Below are 16,753 nucleotides of genomic sequence, written 5' to 3' on the forward strand. Positions count from 1 at the left end.
CGGACCTAGGTCCTCGCGCCGACGCGGTCGCGGTCGGCGCCCCGGCGCGGGGCGAGCGCCGCGACCGCGGTGACCGCGACGACGAGCAGCGCGACGGCCACGGCGACGGGCGCGGCCAGCCCGAGGACGTCGCCGAGCTCCTGCGCGAGCACGAAGCCGCCCATGGCGACGACGAACCAGCCGAACGCCCGTCGCAGCACGTCGGCCGGGATGCGGCCGGTCAGCGACCCGCCGGCGAGCGAGCCGAGCACGGCGGCGCCGGTCACGGCGAGCGCGAGCGGCCAGTCGATGTCGGTGCTCGCGAGGTAGCCCGCGAGACCGGCGAAGGACTTGAGCGCGATGACGAGCAGCGACGTCCCGACGGCTGCCGTCATCGGCAGCCCGCCGAGCAGCACGAGCGCCGGCACCACGAGGAACCCGCCGCCCGCGCCCACCATGCCGGTGACGAGGCCGACGACGGCGCCCTCGGCGAGCACGACGCCCACCCGCAGCCCGCCGTCGGGGTGCGCTCGCACCGCGCGACGGCCACGGATCATCGCGACGGCGGTCGCGAGCATCATCGCGGCGAGGACCAGCAGCAGGACGGCGCCGGGCACGAGGGCCGCGAGCCGTCCACCCGCATAGGCGCCCGCCATGGCGGCCGCCCCGAACAGCAGGCCGGTCCGCCAGCGGACCCGCCCGGCGCGGGCGTGCGGCACGAGCGCCGCGAGGCTCGTCGCGCCGACGACGAGCAGCGAGGTGGCGATCGCCTCCTTGGGGTCCAGCCCCGCGACGTACACGAGCAGCGGCACCGCGAGGATGCTGCCGCCCCCGCCGAGCAGGCCGAGGCTCAGCCCGACCGCGACGGCGAGGGCCAGGACGAGCCAGAGCACGCTCAGCCCGCCACGACGACGAGGCCCGCGCCGGCGGCGTTGTCGAAGCCGTCGTCGACGAGCACGACGTCCACACCGGCGCGGTCGAGCACCGCCGCGGCGATCGACGCGCGGTAGCCGGAGGCGCAGTGCACCCAGACGCCGCGGTCGTGCGGCACCTCGTCCGCGCGGTCGAGCAGCTCGTGGAGCGGCACGTGCTGCGAGCCGGCGACGTGACCGGAGCGCCGCTCGTCGTCGCGACGCACGTCGAGCACGTGCGGCTCCTCGCCCGCGGCGCGGGCCGCGGCGACGTCGGCGAAGGTGACGCGCCGGTAGGAGGCGAGGGCGTCGACCCCGGCCCAGTCCTCGACCCGGCCCGTGGCGGCCGCCGCGGGCCGCTCGATGCCGATGCGCACGAGGTCGCGCTGCGCGGCCTCGAGGTCCTCGGGCGTGTCGGCGAGCAGGGTGACCGGCGTGCCCCACGGCAGGAGCCACCCGAGGTAGGTGACGAACGAGCCGTCGGCACCGAAGTTGAAGGCGCCGCGCAGGTGGCCGGCGGCGAACTCGGTCCGCCCGCGCAGGTCGACGACCCACTCCCCCGCGTCGATCCGCCGACGCAGCTCGGCCGGGTCGGCCGGGGCCGGCGGCGACAGGTCCGGGGCGGCGGGCCCGGCGCTGTTGGCCGGCGCCATGTGGGCGTAGTACGCGGGGTGGGCGGTGAGGGACGCGACGGTCTGCTCGACCCACTCCTCGACGTCCTGCCGCAGCGCCGGGTTGCTCGTGCGCTGGCTGCCGATCGTCGAGGCGTCGCCCGAGGTCGGCGTCGCCGCGCAGAAGCTGCCGAAGCCGTGGGTCGGGTAGATCTCCGTGGCGTCCGGCAGCTCGGCCACCAGGCGACGGGCGGAGGCGTGCTGGTGGCGCGCGAGGGCGTCGGTGTGGTTCGGGCCGAGCAGGTCGGGACGGCCCGTCGAGCCGTGCAGCAGCGACCCGCCGGTGAAGACGACGGGTTCGTCGTCGTGGCCCGGTGCGTCCACCGCGTACGACAGGTGCGTGAACGTGTGTCCGGGGGTGGCGAGGGCGCGGACGCGGAGCGCCCCGGTCGTCCACTCGTCGCCGTCGCGCACGGGGGTGCGCTCGAACGACACCTCGTCGTCGGCGTTCACGCAGTAGCGCGCACCCGTCGCCTGCGCGAGGGCGTACCCGCCCGTCACGTAGTCGTTGTGGATGTGCGTCTCCAGCACGTGGGTGAGCCGGAGACCGCGCTCGTGGAGCACGTCGAGGACGCGGTCGAGGTCGCGCTGCGGGTCGACGGCGACCGCGACGGTCCCGTCGGTGACGACGTAGCTGCGGTCGCCGAGGCTCGGCGTCTCGATGGTGATGACCTCGATCACGGCCGGGCTCCCTTCGTGACGGGGTGACCGGCGGACACCCAGCCCTTCGTGCCGCCGACGACGGACACGGCGTCGCGGCCCGCGCGGCGCAGCACGTCGGTGGCGGCCTTGCTGCGGTTGCCGCCCGCGCAGACGACGTAGAGCCGGCCGTCGGGCAGCTCGCCGGCGCGGCCGGCGACCGTGGCCAGCGGGGCGTTGAGCGCGCCGGGCACGTGCCCGGCGGCGTACTCCGACGGCTCGCGGACGTCGACGACGACGGCGCCCTCGCGGTGCGCGCGGGCGAGGTCGGGGATGTCGGTCTCGGGGGTCATGGCTCTCCTCCAGCGGAACAACGGCACGGCGTAAATGTACGTACATTAGATGCCGTTGTCCAGCCCTACGCTGGTCCCGTGCGAACGCTCGAGCCCGGCGCGGGCCCGCTGTGGCGGCGGCTGCAGGACGACGTGCGCCGGCGCATCGCCGACGGCGAGTTCGAGGCCGGCTTCCCGGGTGAGCACGGCCTGGCGGCCGAGTACGGCGTGAGCCGCCACACCGTCCGCGAGGCGCTGCGGGACCTGCGCGGCGAGGGCCTCGTGAGCGCCGCGCGCGGCCGGGCGCCGCGCGTGGCCGAGGACGGCGCCCTGGTCCAGCCGCTCGGCGCGCTGTACAGCCTGTTCCGGTCCGTCGAGGGCAGCGGGCGGCGCCAGACGAGCCTCGTCCGCTCGCTGCAGGTGGTCACGGACCCCGACGTGGCCGCCCGGCTCGGCCGCGGCCCCCGGCTCCGGCTGCTGCACCTGGCCCGGGTGCGCCTCGCCGACGACGTGCCCCTGGCCGTGGACGACGTGTGGCTGCCCGCCGCCGAGACCCGGCCGCTGCTCGGCGTCGACTTCTCCCACACCGCGCTGTACGACGAGCTGCGGCTGCGCTGCGGCGTCACGATCTCCGGCGGCTCGGAGGAGATCCGCGCCGCCCTCGCCGACGCACCGACGCGGGAGGCGCTCGGGCTGCCGGACCCCGCGGCCGTCGTCGAGGTCGAGCGCCTGGGGCTCGCCGACGGCCGCCCGTTCGAGGTGCGCCGGACGGTCGTGCGCTCCGACCGCTTCGTGCTCGGTGCGGAGTTCTCGGCGCGGGAGGGCTCACGGTTGGCCGCTCGCTGAGCCGACGGCCGGACGTCCGGGCCGCCCTGCCCCCGACCGGCGCCCTACTCACCGAGCGGGCGGGCGGTACTCACCGGGCGCCTGCACGGCACCGCCGGGTCGCACGGGCTCCTAGCGTCGGGACCCCGACGACACGGAGGCGACACCATGAGCGCAGACCACCCGGCCCGACCCGACGTCCCGCCGCAGCGTCGGCGACCGCCCTGGACCGCGGTGTCGGTCGCGGCCGCCGCCGTCGTCGGGCTCGCCGCCGTGGGCGCGGCCCCGGCGCAGGCCCGGACGGACGTCGAGCGGGTCCAGGTCCCCTTCGGCCGCTTCTACGACAACCTCGTGACCGGCGGCGACGGCCTCGACACCGACCTGCTCCTGTTCGCGGGCGTCACCGTCGAGGACGTCTGCCGGTTCAGCGACATCGACGAGGTCGCGCTGCGGACCCGCACCACGGGCACGCCGCCCGAGCCGGGCGCGACCCAGGACGTCGCCGTCGACGACCAGGTCCGGCTCACCCTGTACGACGGTGACGGGCTGTCGGTACCGGAGCTCCTCGACAGCGTCTGCCCGGGCGTCCTGTTCGCCGGCGAGTCCGTCGAGCCCCTCGCGAGCGGCGAGGGTCTGCTGCGGCTGCGGGAGTCCGCGACGTGGGTCGCGGGCGACGACGGTCCCGTCCGGGTCGGCCGGGAGACGAACAGCGCCACCGGCACCGTCGTCACCGGCAGCGGCGAGCGGCTCGTGGTGCGCGCCCGCTCGACCGTCACCTTCGAGCCGGAGCCGGTCGTGCAGGAGACGGTGGTCGAGGTCCTCAACCGTTGAGCGCCGGCGGCCGCGGGCCTCTTGACCGCACGACGAGGCCGGGAGCAGAATTCAGCAGCCGTTGAATTCGTAGGAGGCCGCCATGCCGTCCACCGCCCCGGCTCCCACCCCGGTCGAGCTCTCGCCCCGGCGGCGCCGCGCGCTCCTCGGCGTCGTCGCCCTCGCGCTCATGATGGTCGTGAGCGCGGTGAGCGGCCTCAACGTGGCCCTGCCCGACCTCGCGCTCGCCACGGGCGCCACCCAGACCGAGCTGACGTGGATCGTCGACGCCTACACCGTCGTGTTCGCCGGGCTGCTGCTGTCCGCGGGCGCTGTCGGTGACCGGTTCGGCCGCAAGGGCATCCTGCTGGCCGGGCTCGCCCTGTTCGGCGCCGCCGCCGGGATGGCGATGACGGTCGACGACCCGCAGACGCTCATCGCGCTGCGCGGCGTCATGGGTGTCGGCGCGGCCGCCGTCATGCCCGTGACGCTGTCGGTCATCACGACGTCGTTCCCGCCCGAGGAGCGCGGTCGGGCCGTCGGGGTGTGGGTCGGGGTCGCCGGCGGCGGTGCCGTCCTCGGCCTGTTCGCCTCCGGCATCCTGCTCGAGCTGTTCGACTGGTCGTCCTTCTTCGGGCTCAACGTCGCCCTCGCCGTCCTCGCCCTCCTCGGCACGCTCGTCGTGGTACCGAGCTCGCGCGACCCCCACCGCCCGCCGCTGGACCCGGTGGGCGGGGTCCTGTCGGTGCTCACCGTGGCCGGGCTCGTCTTCGGCATCATCGAGGGCGCCGAGCGGGGCTGGGGCGACGCGTGGACGCTGTCGTCGCTCGCGGTCGGAGCGGTGTCGCTCGTGGGTTTCGTGTGGTGGGAGCTGCGGCGCGAGCACCCGCTGCTCGACCCGCGCCTGTTCCGCCTGCGCGGCTTCGGCGCCGGGTCGCTGGCGCTCACCGTGCAGTTCTTCGGCAGCTTCGGGCTGTTCTTCGTCATCCTCCAGTACCTCCAGTTCGTCACCGACCTGTCGCCGCTGCAGGCGGCGCTGTGCCTGCTGCCGCTGCCGTTCGTGCTCATCCCCGTCGCCCGCAACGCCCCGCGCGTCGCCGACCGGCTCGGCACGAACCGGGTCGTCGCGCTCGGCCTCACCCTGAGCGCGACGGGGATGCTCGTGCTCACCGGCCTCACGACGGACCTGCGCTACTGGCACGTCGCGCTCGGCCTCGTCGTCTTCGCCGCCGGCATGGGCCTGGCGGGCACGCCGTCGACCACGGCCATCGTGTCGTCGCTGCCGCAGGCCAAGCAGGGCGTCGCCTCCGCGGTCAACGACGTCTCGCGCGAGGTCGGCAGCGCCGTCGGCATCGCCGTCCTCGGCAGCACGATCACCGCCGTGTACCGCAGTGGCGTCTCGGGCGCGGTCGAGGGCCTGCCGCCCGAGGCCGCGGAGCGTGCGGAGGCGTCGATCGCCTTCGTCCGGCTCGCGGCCGACCGGCTCGGACCCGCCGGCGAGCAGCTGCTCGACACGGCCGAGGCGGCCTTCGTCGACGCCGCGACGACGGCCTTCGTCGTGGCCGCCGTCGTGCAGCTCGTCGCCGCGGCGCTCGTGCTGTGGCTCGCACCGCGCAAGGGCCAGGTCCGCGCCTCCGAGCTGGAGGACGCGCTCGCGGGGTCGTGAGCCGGTCGGCGGGAGGCAGCTGTCGTCACCGCGGTATGCCCCCACTGTGCCCCCACGGCGTCGCAGCCGTCCTCGGCTCCGGCGCCGACCGGTCGACGGGCGCCCCTGACGCCGACCGTCGCGACTGGCGTCGCGCGGGTCGGGAGGCACGCTGGACGGGTGCGGGCAGCGGGCGTGGACCACAGCGACGGCGACGGACGCCTCGTCGTCGGCGACCGACCGACCCCGCGCGCCCCGCGCCCCGGCGACCTCGCGCACCTCGTAAGGCTGGTCGGTGACGGGCGGCTCCGGCCTGCGCTCGACACCGTCCTTCCGCTCGAGCAGGCCGGTGCCGCCGCGGCGCGCGCCCGGACGGACGTCGTCGGCAAGGTGGTTCCGACGCTCTGAGGGGGTGGGTCCGGAACCGTCGGGGGCGTGCTCATGGCCGTCGGCGACCTGGACCGTCCGCCGCCCGGACCACCCGGCGTCTGGACCGCCCGAGCGGCTCCGCCCTAGCGTGAGCCGATGCAGCCGCCCGCGGACCGACCGACCGCGGTGGCCTCGTCGTGACCGTCGAGCAGCTGCGGGGACCGCTAGGGGTCGCGGTCCTCGCGGTCCTGCTGGTCGCCGCCTACGTCGCCCTCGTCGTCGTGCCGCGGAACCGCAAGCCGAGCTCGGCGACGGCCTGGATGCTCCTCATCTACATCCTGCCCGTCGTCGGTCTGCTCGCCTTCCTCGTCATCGGCAGCCCCCGCCTGCCCGCCGCCCGGCGCGCGCGGCAGACCGAGGTCGACCGTCGGATCGCGGCCCGCGTGGTCGCCGAGGGCCTCGGGCACGTCGAGGCACCGGGCCCGCCGTGGCTGGACGGCGTCGTCCGGCAGAACCAGAACGTCGGCGCCCTGCCCATGCTGCAGGGCTGCTCCGCCGAGATCCACGACGGCTACGAGGAGACGATCCAGGCGATCGCCGACGACATCGCCGCCGCCACCGACTTCGTCCACGTCGAGGTCTACATCCTGTCCCTCGACGAGACGACGGAGCCGTTCTTCGCCGCGCTGGAGAAGGCCGTCGCCAACGGCGCCGGCGTGCGGGTCCTGCTCGACCACATCGGCTCGGCGGGCTACCCCGGCTACCGCGCGACCCTGGAGCGGCTCACGGCGGCCGGCGTGCAATGGCACCTCATGCTGCCGGTGCAGCCGTGGCGCGGCCGCTACCAGCGCCCCGACCTGCGCAACCACCGCAAGCTCGTCGTCGTCGACGGTCTCGTCGGCTGGGCCGGGTCGCAGAACGTCATCGACAGCTCCTACGACAAGCGCGCCAACCGCCGCAAGGGGCTGCGCTGGCAGGACCTCATGGTCCGCGTGCGCGGCCCGGTCGTGCAGTCGCTGGACGCGGTGTTCCTCACCGACTGGTTCAGCGAGACCGACGAGCTGCTCGACATCACCGCACCCGAGCGTCCGACGGACGCCGCCGGGGTGGCCGCGGAAGGGCCGCTCGCGATCCAGGTCCTGCCGAGCGGGCCGGGCTACGACACCGAGAACAACCTGCTCATGTTCAACGCGCTGCTGTACTCCGCCCGCCGGCGGGTCAGCATCACGAGCCCGTACTTCGTGCCGGACGAGTCGCTGCTCGACGCCGTCGTCGCCGCCGGGCTGCGTGGCCTCGACGTCGAGCTGTTCGTGCCGGCCGAGGCCGACCAGTTCTTCGTGCAGCACGCCCAGCGCAGCTACTTCGAGACGCTGCTGCGCGCAGGCGTCCGCATCCACCTCTACCCGGCCCCGACGGTGCTGCACGCCAAGCACATGAGCATCGACGACGACGTCGCCTACGTCGGCTCCAGCAACCTCGACATCCGCTCCTTCCAGCTCGACCTCGAGTCCTCGCTGCTCATCCAGGGCCGTGAGTTCGTCGACGACCTGCGGCGGGTGGAGGACGGGTACCGGGCGGCGAGCCGCGAGCTCACGCTCGCGGAGTGGCTGTACCGGCCGCGCGTAGCACGGGTGGTCGACAACCTCGCGCGCCTCACGTCCGCGCTGCAGTGACGCCAGCGGGCTGCCCTCCGGTCGACTCCGCACCGACCCACGCACGGAACGCGCCACCCGGCGCCGCGGTGAGGGGGGCGTCACAGCCCGGTCTGATCGACCCCGTAGGTGGCCTGCTCGCGGGTGAAGCCTTCGAACTCGAGCTGCTCGATGAGGCCGGAGCGAGAGAAGGACGTGAAGTCGAGGTAGTCCTGCGCGGACTTGGCGGCCTGCTCGTTCCAGTCGACATCGAGCTGGCTGACGGCCCACTCCGCGTCGGCGTTCGAGTAGCCCTCGAACTCGAGCTGCTCGATGAGCCCGGACCGGGAGAAGGCGGTGAAGGCGAGGTAGTCCTCGGCGGACCGCTTCGCGTTCTGCTGGGCGACCGTCCCGGCCGCAGCCTCCTCGGCCGCCTTCTCCGCTGCCGCCCGCTCCTCTGCCGCCTTCTGCTCCGCCGCGAGCTCCTCGGCCGCCTGTGCGGCCGCCGCCTCCTCGGCCGCCACGCGCTCGGCTTCGGCGGCCTCTGCAGCCGCCGCCGCTTCCTCTGCCGCCTCCTTCTCGGCTGCTTCCTGCGCAGCAGCCTCTTCGGCCGCCTCGTTCTCGGCCGCCGCCTCGGCGGCGGCCTCGTCGACAGCGACGACGGAGGCCTCGGCCTCTGCCGCAGCAACCTCCTCGACCAGCTCGGACGTGTCGGCCGCCGAGGCGGCCTCGACCTCGGTGGTGCTACCGCCCGCGGCGACGGCGACAGCGATGACGATCACCCAGAACAGAGCCGCGAGGCCGCCGATGACGACGGCGGCCACAGCCAGGCCACGACCGTCGCGCCTCCCGGGACCGGTCCGACGCAGCGCGAGGACGCCGAGCACGAGTCCGACCGGCCAGAACAGGATGGCGAGCACGAGCGCGACGACGGCGAGCGGCTCCACGCCCCGCCCCGGGCCGGCCGGGGACGCAGGAGGCGGCGCTCCGGGAGAGACGGGCGGGAGGGTGGCAGAGCCGGACATCGCAGCGCTCCAGGTCATCGGCGTCGAAGGACCCGCCCATGTCACATGTCCTCGGGCGGGCTGAGCAGCCGAACGGGTGCAGAGGGGACGAAAGGACGACCTGCGTCGAAGGGCCCGCCGAACCACCACGAGACGGTGTAGGCGTCCGGCGCCGTCACGGAACTCCTCGGGCAGGTCCGCGGCCCAAGCGGGCTACGGCTGGCCCCATGGTCCGCCGGCCGCGCGACGAAGGAGGATCGCGGCGTGCGCGCCGTCCTCCACGACCGTTACGGCCCCGTCGACCTGCTGCGTCTCGGCGAGGTACCCGAGCCCGAGCCTTCGCCGGACGAGGTCCTCGTGCGCGTGGCGGCGACGTCGGTCCACGTCGACGTGTGGCACACGGTGACCGGCCTGCCGTACGCGCTGCGCCTCATGGGCAACGGCGTCCGGGCACCCCGGCGCCGCGTGCCCGGCACCGACGTCGCCGGGACCGTCGAGGCCGTCGGCGAGGCCGTCACGCGGTTCCGGCCCGGGCAGCGGGTGTGGGGCGAGACGGTCCGCGGCATCCAGTGGCGCAACGGCGGCGCGTGGGCCGAGCTCGTCGCCGCCCCCGAGGACGGGCTCGTGGCGTGCGACGACGCCCTCGACGACACCGCCGCCGCCGCGCTCGGCACCCCGGCGGTGCTCGCGTACGACGTGCTCGTCGACCAGGCCCGCTTCCGCGCCGGCGACAGCGTGCTCGTCAACGGTGCGGCGGGGGCGCTCGGCGGGTACGTCGTGCAGCTGGCACGGGCGCTCGGCGCCTCCCGCGTCGTCGGCGTCGACGCGGGCGACCGGCTCGACCTCGTCCGCGCCGCGGGCGCCGACGTGACCGTCGACTACCGGGCCGAGGACGTGACACGGCGGCTCGAGCGCTACGACGTCGTGGTCGACGTCGCGAGCACCCGGCCGTTCCGCGAGTGGCGCCCGGTCGTGGCCGACGGCGGGCGGTACATCCGGGTCGGCCACGACCACTACGGGCGGGGCATGAACCGCATCACCGGCAGCATGGGGCCGATCCTCGGGCTGCTCGCCGCGTCGCTGGTGGTGCCGGAGCTGCCGCGTCCGGGCCGCACCACGCCTCGCCGCGAGCGCCTGGACCGCCTCGCCGCCCTGGTCGCCGAGGGACGGCTGCGGCCGGTTGTCGACCGGACGTACCCGCTCGCCGACGTGGTGCCCGCGATGCAGCGGCTGCAGGAGGGTCGGGCGCGGGGACGCATCGTGCTCGTGCCGTGAGGTCCTCGGACGGCGGCCGGCCGCCCGTCGCGATAGGCCGTCGACCGCTGCGGTCCCGGACTGGCGGGAGCGGGCCGGCGGAGGGAGGACACTTCGGAGATGGCTGACCTCTCCTGTCCCGCGTGCACGGCCCCCGACGAGCACGTCCGGCTGGTGGCGCAGACCGCGTCGGGGCAGAAGGAGCTCGGCTGCGAGGAGTGCGGCCACCGGTGGCTGCGGGGTCAGGCGCGGCGTGTGCCGTCCGGTCGTCCGCCCGGGCGCTCGTCGACGAGCAGCCAGGCCGTCTTCGACCGGGCGTCGCAGGTCTCGCCCGAGGTGGCGGCGAAGGTGACCGCCGCCAAGGCGCGCTACCTCGCACGCGACCGTGCCCCGAGGCCCGGCGCGGCGCAGTACCAGGCGCGCTACCAGGCCCTGTTCTCCCCCGAGGGCCTCGGCGGTGCGAGCGCGGCCGACCTGCGCGAGTTCGCGACCAGCCCCTTCGGCGTCAGCTCGGGGAGCTCGCACGCGTTCCTCGCGGCGTGGGACGCGCTCGGGGACTACGAGGCCGCGCGGCTCACGCGCGGCACGATCCACTACCTGCTCCACGGTCCCGCGCACCTCCCCCTCGAGCAGCGCCTCACCCAGCTCGTGCAGGGCACGCACGTGGTGGGCATGGCGGGGTTCAAGGAGACGCTGCTGACGCGGACGCTGTGCGTGGCGCACCCGGAGCGCTTCCTGCCCGTGCTCGGCTACGGCGGCACGCAGGGCGGCAAGCGCTCCATCGCCAAGCAGGTGTTCGGGCTCGACCTGCCGCGCATCGACTCCTCGGCCATCACGGTCGGGCGGGCCGTGGTGTGGAGCAACGACCTGCTGGTGGGCCTCGTGGGGACGGGCTTCACCGACCTGCACGACGCGTCGCTGTTCCTGCTGCAGGCGCGCAAGGAGCGCGTGGCCGCCGGCTGAGGCCCGGGCCGCGGCGGGAGCGCGGGTCGACCCGCGTCGGCGGGCTCGCGGGTGTGCGAGGTGCGCCACACGCGTGCGGGCTCTGCGGCCGTCCGACGACTGTCGCGGTCACGTCGTGTGCCCCCATTGGGGGCACACGCTGAGAGCCGACCTTGCAGGAGCGAGGTCGCGAAGCACGACCGGCGAGGCGCTGGCGTTGCGGCGAGCGACGGCTCCCACCGTGACCACCTCGAGCCCGCCGACGACGACCTCGGCCGGGACGCTTGGTGAGACGCGGCGAGAGGCCGTCACGCACGTCGAGGTCGAGCCGGACAGGTCCGGGCTCGCGGCGACCAGCTACGTGCGGTGCGGGGGGTCGAGACCCTGCTGCGGCGGCTCCTCGCCCTCTGACGAGGCGGCCGAGTCCGTCGTCCGGGCCTCGCCCCTCACTGCACGTGCGAGGTCCACGCCCGACCGTCGAAGTACCGGACATCGCCCTGGCCGTCCGGGTACCAGCCGGGCGCCCACGCCGGTGCGGGCGGCGCGACGGGGACGTTCACCTGCACGTACGTCGGCGCGGCCAATGTGGCGACCGGGTCGCTCATGCACGACATGACGAGCGCGGCGACCCATCCGATGAACGTCCACCCGACGAGCACGTTGAGGAGCGCGATCGCGCCCACGTTCGAGCGCTGACGGGTGGCGGCGATCGCCCACGGCAGCATGTAGCCGAGCGTCAGGACGGTGATCACCCACGCGATTGCGATGTGGCCGCCGCCCACCCGGGGCCGGTACGGCGCCACTCCCTGCGCCGTGCGGACCGCGGGCAGCGGCTGCGGGACGGGCACGACCGGGCCGGCCGCGGGGGCCGGGGCGGGCGGGGCGGGCGGGGCGGCCGGCCCCGGGTGGTACCCCTCGGACACGACAGGGCCTTCGATGACGCGGTCGTCGAAGGACGGCCGCGGCATCTCGACGGTGTCCGGCGAGTCGGGGTGCCGGTCGCGGTCCGCCGACTGCGGTCCGGACGGCACCGCGTCGGTGTACGGATCGAACCTGTCTGCGTCCTCGTTCCCGGAGCCCCCGCGGGCGACGTCGTTCATGGCGCGAGTCTGGCCCTCAGCCGTGGGTCGAGGAGAAGGAATCGGTGGAAAGGGTGCCGACCATCGCCGCCGCGCAGGGGACAACGGGCGGTGCCCCTCCGACGCCAGGTCCTCGTTGCGACGACCCGACCTCGCTCGGCCCGACGACGTGGTCGGAGTCTGGCGCATGGCCCTGACGGCTACACGTCATCCGCGGCGAGGTCGGCACGGACGGCGTCGACGATCACCCGCGCGGACGTCAGGTCGGACTGCACCTGTTGCGTGCCGATCGCCACGTCCCTGTACTCGCTGCGGTTCCATGTCAGCCGCATGGCCCGGAAGCGTCGTACGGCGCCGGATTCGTCGACGATCGCAGCCGAGGCGTACAGCCCCACCGCCTCGTGAGCGCCGGAGCGGTTCGTCGAGCGCAGTTCCCGCGCGAGCATGTGAGCGGTGATTGCCTTCCGCGCCGCGTCGTAGAGCGGCGTACGCCATGGCCGGGTCCAGCGCGGCGAGGAGACCGGCGCTCTCGAGATGGTGCGCGCAGAGCTCCAGGCGTTCCCTTGCGGAGTCGCCGTCCACGGTGACCCGCTCGAGTCGACCGGCGCGGATCGGGTCCTCGACGCTCACGAGACGTCCGCTCCGACGACGTCGACGCGGGCGCCGGCGCGGACCGCATCGAGGAAGCCGGACCGGTCGTTCCTCCACTCCTCGGGCGAGAGGAGGGTCGGCGCGACCTCGCGCCCGAGACGCTCCCCTGCCGCCGTCACCGCGTCGGCGAGGGCGTCCGTGTCCGGTCGACCCACCACGAGCAGGTCCACGTCGGTCGGTGGCGGGCCCGCCGTCCCGGCATAGCGCTCGGCCCAGCCGCCGAAGATGGCGGCGTAGTAGATGCCCCCCACGGTGCTGAGGAGCTCTGAGAGCACCACCTGCGGACCGAAGGCCTTCAACACGAGGCCTGCCAGCTCCGGGTACAGGACCGCGGTGCTGTCCACGCGCACCGATCGTTGGTTGCGGCCACCGTGCACCTGAACGACCCCCGCCTGCTCGAGGCGACGGACCTCCCGGGAAGCAGTGGGCTGCGACACGTCCGCGGCACCGGCGATCTCCGAGACCGACCAGTCACGCTGGGGGTTCAGCAGAACGGTCGCCATCACGCGGGCTTGCGCCGCGCTGCGGAGCAGCGGAAGCAGGGGCGGAGCGGCTTGAACCACATTCTGAATACTAGTCGCCGACATGTGCATACCGCTGAGGGCGTCCTGCTTCGACGGCCCGGCACCAGCAACGGTGCTACTCGGGCCCTCAGCACCTAGGCGGCTCGGGTTCGGTCCCTGCCAACTTCTGCACTGCATTGCCGGGTCGATGCTCGCGAAGGGTGCCGGCCCTTAAGCCCGCAATCGCGACCCCCTTGAGCTCGCCGGGCGGTCTCGACGCGCAGAACACAGGACCACACTGCATCGGCCGGCTTACGCCACCACCGACGACGCTCGGTAGATCTCGACCGGCATCGGTCGACGCAGCTTCCACGTGATGGCGATAGGTCGGTCGCCATCATGGTGCTGGTAGGTCAGCGGCCCGAGCAGCGAGTACGGGCCGGCACCACCCCATGCGTTGGTTCGGGTTTGCCGCGTCAGGAGCAGCACGTGAGTCCCCCGCTCACGGTGACGCAGGTACCGCTGTCCCACCTCGGAGTCGACGCTCGTCCGGTTCTGGGATTCCCAGTGAAAGAGGTCGGGGCTTATGGCGTAGTCGCGGTACATGGTGTCCGGGGAGTGGTGCTTCTCGTCCTTCACCAGCGTCACGAAGAACGCGTCAGCACGAGCCGCCCCCGCCCACACCACCCCAGCCGCGTGCCCCTGCGTCCTCCTCGGCGTCGCCGTCTCGATGTCCGCCCAGTCGAGCGCGGCGAGCACCTCGTCGCGGCTGTAGCGAGCGTGCGTCTGCAGCGTCACCTGCTGCAGGCCGGCCTCCAATGGCAGGGGCACGTGCTCGGCGCGAGCGAGCCCGAGCGCGATGAGCTGCCGCATCTCGTCGCACACGGCGGGGTGGGCCAGCAGCTCGTCGAGCCCGTCCTGGTAGGTGTCGTGCCCGCCGCCGTCGGGCCACACGGCGAAGAAAAGCATCCGGGCGTAGCGCTGGTCCCGCTCTCCCAGCGTCGTATAGGTGACGGGGCCGCTGAGCAGCCGCGTGTAGACCTCCGCCCGCTCGGGGTCGTCGACGTGCGCCATGGTCGCGGTCCGGGCCAGCAGCTTCTCTTCGTGCGGCCCGGCGGGCGGCGTCGGGAAGCCGGCCTCCCGCCGCAGCGCCGTCCAGGAGCCGCGCCGGTAGACATCCGCCAGCTCGCGACCGGACTTACGCAACCAGCCCGCCAGGTCTAGGTCGCCGTGGCTGCTGACCTCCCGGATGAGCTCGGCACGGCGCAGCGACAGCTGTCGCTTGACGTTGTCGAGGACGACCTCACGAGCCACCTCGTCCAGCACGAGCTCGCAACCTGACGGCAGGTAGGAGAAGCCGTTCTCGACCTGCCGCTGCAGCTGGGTGCGGCTGGCGCCGGTGAGGGCGCGGTAGCGCAGGTCGAAACGGAACTCGCGGCGCTGCTGGCCGATGAAGTCGAGCACGGTGAGAACGGGCTTGTCGGCGGTCCGGCGCAGTCCGCGGCCCAGCTGCTGCAGGAAGATCGTGGCGCTCTGGGTCGGGCGGAGCAGCAGCAGCGTGTCGACGTCGGGGACGTCGAGCCCCTCGTTGAACAGGTCGACGGTGAAGACCGCGTTGACCCGCCGGTTCCGCAGCGCCGCCAGCGCATCGGCCCGGGCCTTCGGGCTCGTGTCCTTGTATACGGCCAGCGCCGGGATGCCGGCGGCGGTGAAGCGCTCGGCCATGTACCGGGCGTGAGCGATGGACACGCAGAAGCCCAGCGCGCGCATGCGGGCAGGGTCGGGGACCTTGTCCCGCACCTGCTGCAGCACGATGCGGACGCGCGCGTCGGTGCCGGTGTAGAGCCGCTCGAGGTCGGCGGTGGCGTATTCGCCGGCGCGCCAGTCCAGCCTGGACAGGTCGGTGCCGTCGCTGACGCCGAAGTAGTGGAACGGGCAGAGCAGGTCGGCGTCCAGCGCGTCCCACAGCCGCAGCTCGGCGGCGGTCCGGCCGTCGAAGACGGACCGCACGTCGACGCCGTCACCGCGCTCGGGGGTGGCGGTCAGCCCCAGCAGCTCGGTGGGGCGCAGGTGGTCGAGCAGGCGTCGGTAGGTCGCCGCCTGGGCGTGGTGGAACTCGTCGACCACGACGACCTGGAAGCGGTCGGGCGCTAACGAGTCGACGCCCGCGGCCGAGAGGCTCTGCACGCTCGCGAAGACGTGCTGCCAGCGGGTGGGACGGCGCCCGCCGACGTACAGCTCGCCGAAGGAGCCGTCGGCGAGGACCTCGCGGTAGGTGCGCAGCGACTGCTCGAGGATCTCGCTGCGGTGCGCGACGAAGAGCAGCGACGGCCGGTGCGGCATGCGGGCGTAGTCGAGGGCGGCCACGACGGTCTTTCCGGTTCCGGTGGCGGCAACCACGAGGTTGCGGTGATGGCCGTGCACGGTCCGCTCGACGTCGAGGCGATCGAGGATCTCCTGCTGGTGTGGGTAGGGGCGAACGTCGAGGCCGCTGATGACGAGCGGCGCGTCGGACCTGCCACCGTCAGCGCGCGCCAGGGCCTCGTCGAGCCGGTCACGATCGGCGTCGGGGTCGTAGTCGACGAAGGCAGGGTCGGCCCAATACGTGTCGAATGTCGCCTCGAACTTGGTGAGCAGCTCGGGGGTGTGGGCCCCGGCGAGTCGGACGTTCCACTCCAACCCGTCGAGCAGGGCCGCCTTACTGAGGTTGGATGAGCCGACGTAGGCGGTGTCGTAGCCGGTGCGACGGCGGAACAGCCAGGCCTTCGCGTGCAACCGGGTCGACCGCGTCTCGTAGTTGACCTTGACGTGCGCGCCGAAGTCGCGCACAAGCCGATCGAGGGCGACGCGCTCGGTCGCCCCCATGTACGTCGTCGTGACGACGCGAAGGTCAACGCCTCGGCGCCTCAGCGTCGTCAGCTGATCTTCGAGCACGCGCAGCCCGTGCCACTTCACGAAGGCGCAGAGGAGGTCGACCCGGTCGGCCGTTGCGAGCTCGGCCCGCAGTTCGGCGCCCAGCTTCGGCTCGCTGCGAGCGTTGGTGAGCAGCGCAGGCCGCGACAACGGCACCTCCGGACGGAGGGCGCTGAGCCGGTAGACCCCCGCCGCCTCGCGCTGAGCGAGGGCGAGGAGCTGCCGAGGACCAGGCAGCACTGGGTCGCCGTCGATGTCGGCGAGCAGGCGGTTGACGAGCTCGAGGCGCGCGTCCGGCTCGAGGTCGACCAGCGCCCACGCAAGGCGGCGCGCGACGTGCTCAGCGAGGACCGTCGCCTGCTGCGCCGGCTCGACCGCATCCTCGACCGGGTGCAGATCGGCGCGCTCCGTCAGGGCGTCTCTCAGCCGAGTCGTCATCAGACGCTCGTACACGCCTTCGAACAACGACTCCCCCGCCACGCTTGGCAGCTTGTCATCACGGCGACGCTCCTGCCGGTGTTCGGGAAGACTAGGTATCGAGGCGCTTCGACGACGTGGGCCCGTCTGCGGTAGCAGTCGCTGGCCGGAGTCGACG

At 73.9% G+C, this 16,753-nt stretch carries 15 protein-coding genes; 7 read left to right on the forward strand and 8 right to left on the reverse strand.

Annotation, left to right across the window (positions count from 1 at the left end; all coding sequences use genetic code 11):
- Positions 1–5: 5 nt before the first annotated feature.
- From WAA21_RS01695 to WAA21_RS01705, 3 genes are read right to left on the reverse strand one after another with little or no spacing between them, the layout of a single operon-like run.
- A complete protein-coding gene (locus WAA21_RS01695; protein WP_336921104.1) occupies positions 6–878 on the reverse strand; it encodes a sulfite exporter TauE/SafE family protein in 873 nt (290 codons plus the stop codon).
- Positions 875–2,242 carry an MBL fold metallo-hydrolase gene (locus WAA21_RS01700; RefSeq protein WP_336921003.1) on the reverse strand — a complete coding sequence of 456 codons (1,368 nt, stop codon included), beginning with the start codon at positions 2,240–2,242 and terminating at the stop codon, positions 875–877. The genes WAA21_RS01695 and WAA21_RS01700 overlap by 4 nt, the downstream gene beginning before the upstream one ends.
- Positions 2,239–2,553 carry a rhodanese-like domain-containing protein gene (locus WAA21_RS01705; RefSeq protein ID WP_336921004.1) on the reverse strand — a complete coding sequence of 105 codons (315 nt, stop codon included), beginning with the start codon at positions 2,551–2,553 and terminating at the stop codon, positions 2,239–2,241. The genes WAA21_RS01700 and WAA21_RS01705 overlap by 4 nt, the downstream gene beginning before the upstream one ends.
- A 78-nt stretch (positions 2,554–2,631) precedes the next feature.
- On the opposite strand from WAA21_RS01705, the gene WAA21_RS01710 reads away from it, so the two are divergent.
- The 5 genes from WAA21_RS01710 (at position 2,632) to cls (ending at position 7,854) form a co-directional block, all read left to right on the forward strand.
- Positions 2,632–3,378, forward strand: a complete 747-nt coding sequence (locus tag WAA21_RS01710) for a GntR family transcriptional regulator (RefSeq protein ID WP_336921005.1) — start codon at positions 2,632–2,634, stop codon at positions 3,376–3,378.
- Between the two features lie 147 nt (positions 3,379–3,525).
- Positions 3,526–4,188: a hypothetical protein gene (locus WAA21_RS01715; protein WP_336921006.1), complete on the forward strand. Its 663-nt coding sequence runs from the start codon at positions 3,526–3,528 to the stop codon at positions 4,186–4,188.
- A gap of 82 nt (positions 4,189–4,270) precedes the next feature.
- Complete coding sequence (locus WAA21_RS01720; RefSeq protein WP_336921007.1) at positions 4,271–5,833, forward strand: MFS transporter; 1,563 nt, start codon at positions 4,271–4,273, stop codon at positions 5,831–5,833.
- A gap of 159 nt (positions 5,834–5,992) precedes the next feature.
- On the forward strand, positions 5,993–6,220 hold the full coding sequence (locus WAA21_RS01725; RefSeq protein ID WP_336921008.1) for a zinc-binding dehydrogenase: 228 nt from the start codon (positions 5,993–5,995) through the stop codon (positions 6,218–6,220).
- 158 nt (positions 6,221–6,378) lie between these two features.
- Positions 6,379–7,854 carry a cardiolipin synthase gene (gene cls, locus WAA21_RS01730; RefSeq protein WP_336921009.1) on the forward strand — a complete coding sequence of 492 codons (1,476 nt, stop codon included), beginning with the start codon at positions 6,379–6,381 and terminating at the stop codon, positions 7,852–7,854.
- An 80-nt stretch (positions 7,855–7,934) separates the two neighbouring features.
- Here the strand turns inward: cls and WAA21_RS01735 are convergent, their stop codons facing one another.
- The gene (locus WAA21_RS01735; RefSeq protein ID WP_336921010.1) at positions 7,935–8,759 is read right to left on the reverse strand and encodes an Ltp family lipoprotein; all 825 of its coding nucleotides are present in this window, start codon (positions 8,757–8,759) and stop codon (positions 7,935–7,937) included.
- A 321-nt stretch (positions 8,760–9,080) separates the two neighbouring features.
- On the opposite strand from WAA21_RS01735, the gene WAA21_RS01740 reads away from it, so the two are divergent.
- Together WAA21_RS01740 and WAA21_RS01745 are read left to right on the forward strand one after the other, a co-directional pair.
- Complete coding sequence (locus WAA21_RS01740; RefSeq protein WP_336921011.1) at positions 9,081–10,091, forward strand: NAD(P)-dependent alcohol dehydrogenase; 1,011 nt, start codon at positions 9,081–9,083, stop codon at positions 10,089–10,091.
- 99 nt (positions 10,092–10,190) lie between these two features.
- Complete coding sequence (locus tag WAA21_RS01745) at positions 10,191–11,033, forward strand: hypothetical protein (protein ID WP_336921012.1); 843 nt, start codon at positions 10,191–10,193, stop codon at positions 11,031–11,033.
- 425 nt (positions 11,034–11,458) lie between these two features.
- On the opposite strand, the gene WAA21_RS01750 is transcribed toward WAA21_RS01745, so the two are convergent.
- The 4 genes from WAA21_RS01750 to WAA21_RS01765 form a co-directional block, all read right to left on the reverse strand.
- The gene (locus WAA21_RS01750; RefSeq protein ID WP_336921013.1) at positions 11,459–12,112 is read right to left on the reverse strand and encodes a superinfection immunity protein; all 654 of its coding nucleotides are present in this window, start codon (positions 12,110–12,112) and stop codon (positions 11,459–11,461) included.
- 179 nt (positions 12,113–12,291) lie between these two features.
- Positions 12,292–12,537: a hypothetical protein gene (locus WAA21_RS01755; protein ID WP_336921014.1), complete on the reverse strand. Its 246-nt coding sequence runs from the start codon at positions 12,535–12,537 to the stop codon at positions 12,292–12,294.
- 180 nt (positions 12,538–12,717) lie between these two features.
- Positions 12,718–13,335, reverse strand: a complete 618-nt coding sequence (locus WAA21_RS01760; protein WP_336921015.1) for a winged helix-turn-helix domain-containing protein — start codon at positions 13,333–13,335, stop codon at positions 12,718–12,720.
- A gap of 222 nt (positions 13,336–13,557) precedes the next feature.
- Positions 13,558–16,623 carry a DUF3427 domain-containing protein gene (locus tag WAA21_RS01765; protein WP_442893212.1) on the reverse strand — a complete coding sequence of 1,022 codons (3,066 nt, stop codon included), beginning with the start codon at positions 16,621–16,623 and terminating at the stop codon, positions 13,558–13,560.
- Between the last annotated feature and the right edge of the window lie 130 nt (positions 16,624–16,753).

Origin of the sequence: Aquipuribacter sp. SD81 (assembly GCF_037153975.1) — a bacterium.
Taxonomy (GTDB): domain Bacteria; phylum Actinomycetota; class Actinomycetes; order Actinomycetales; family JBBAYJ01; genus Aquipuribacter.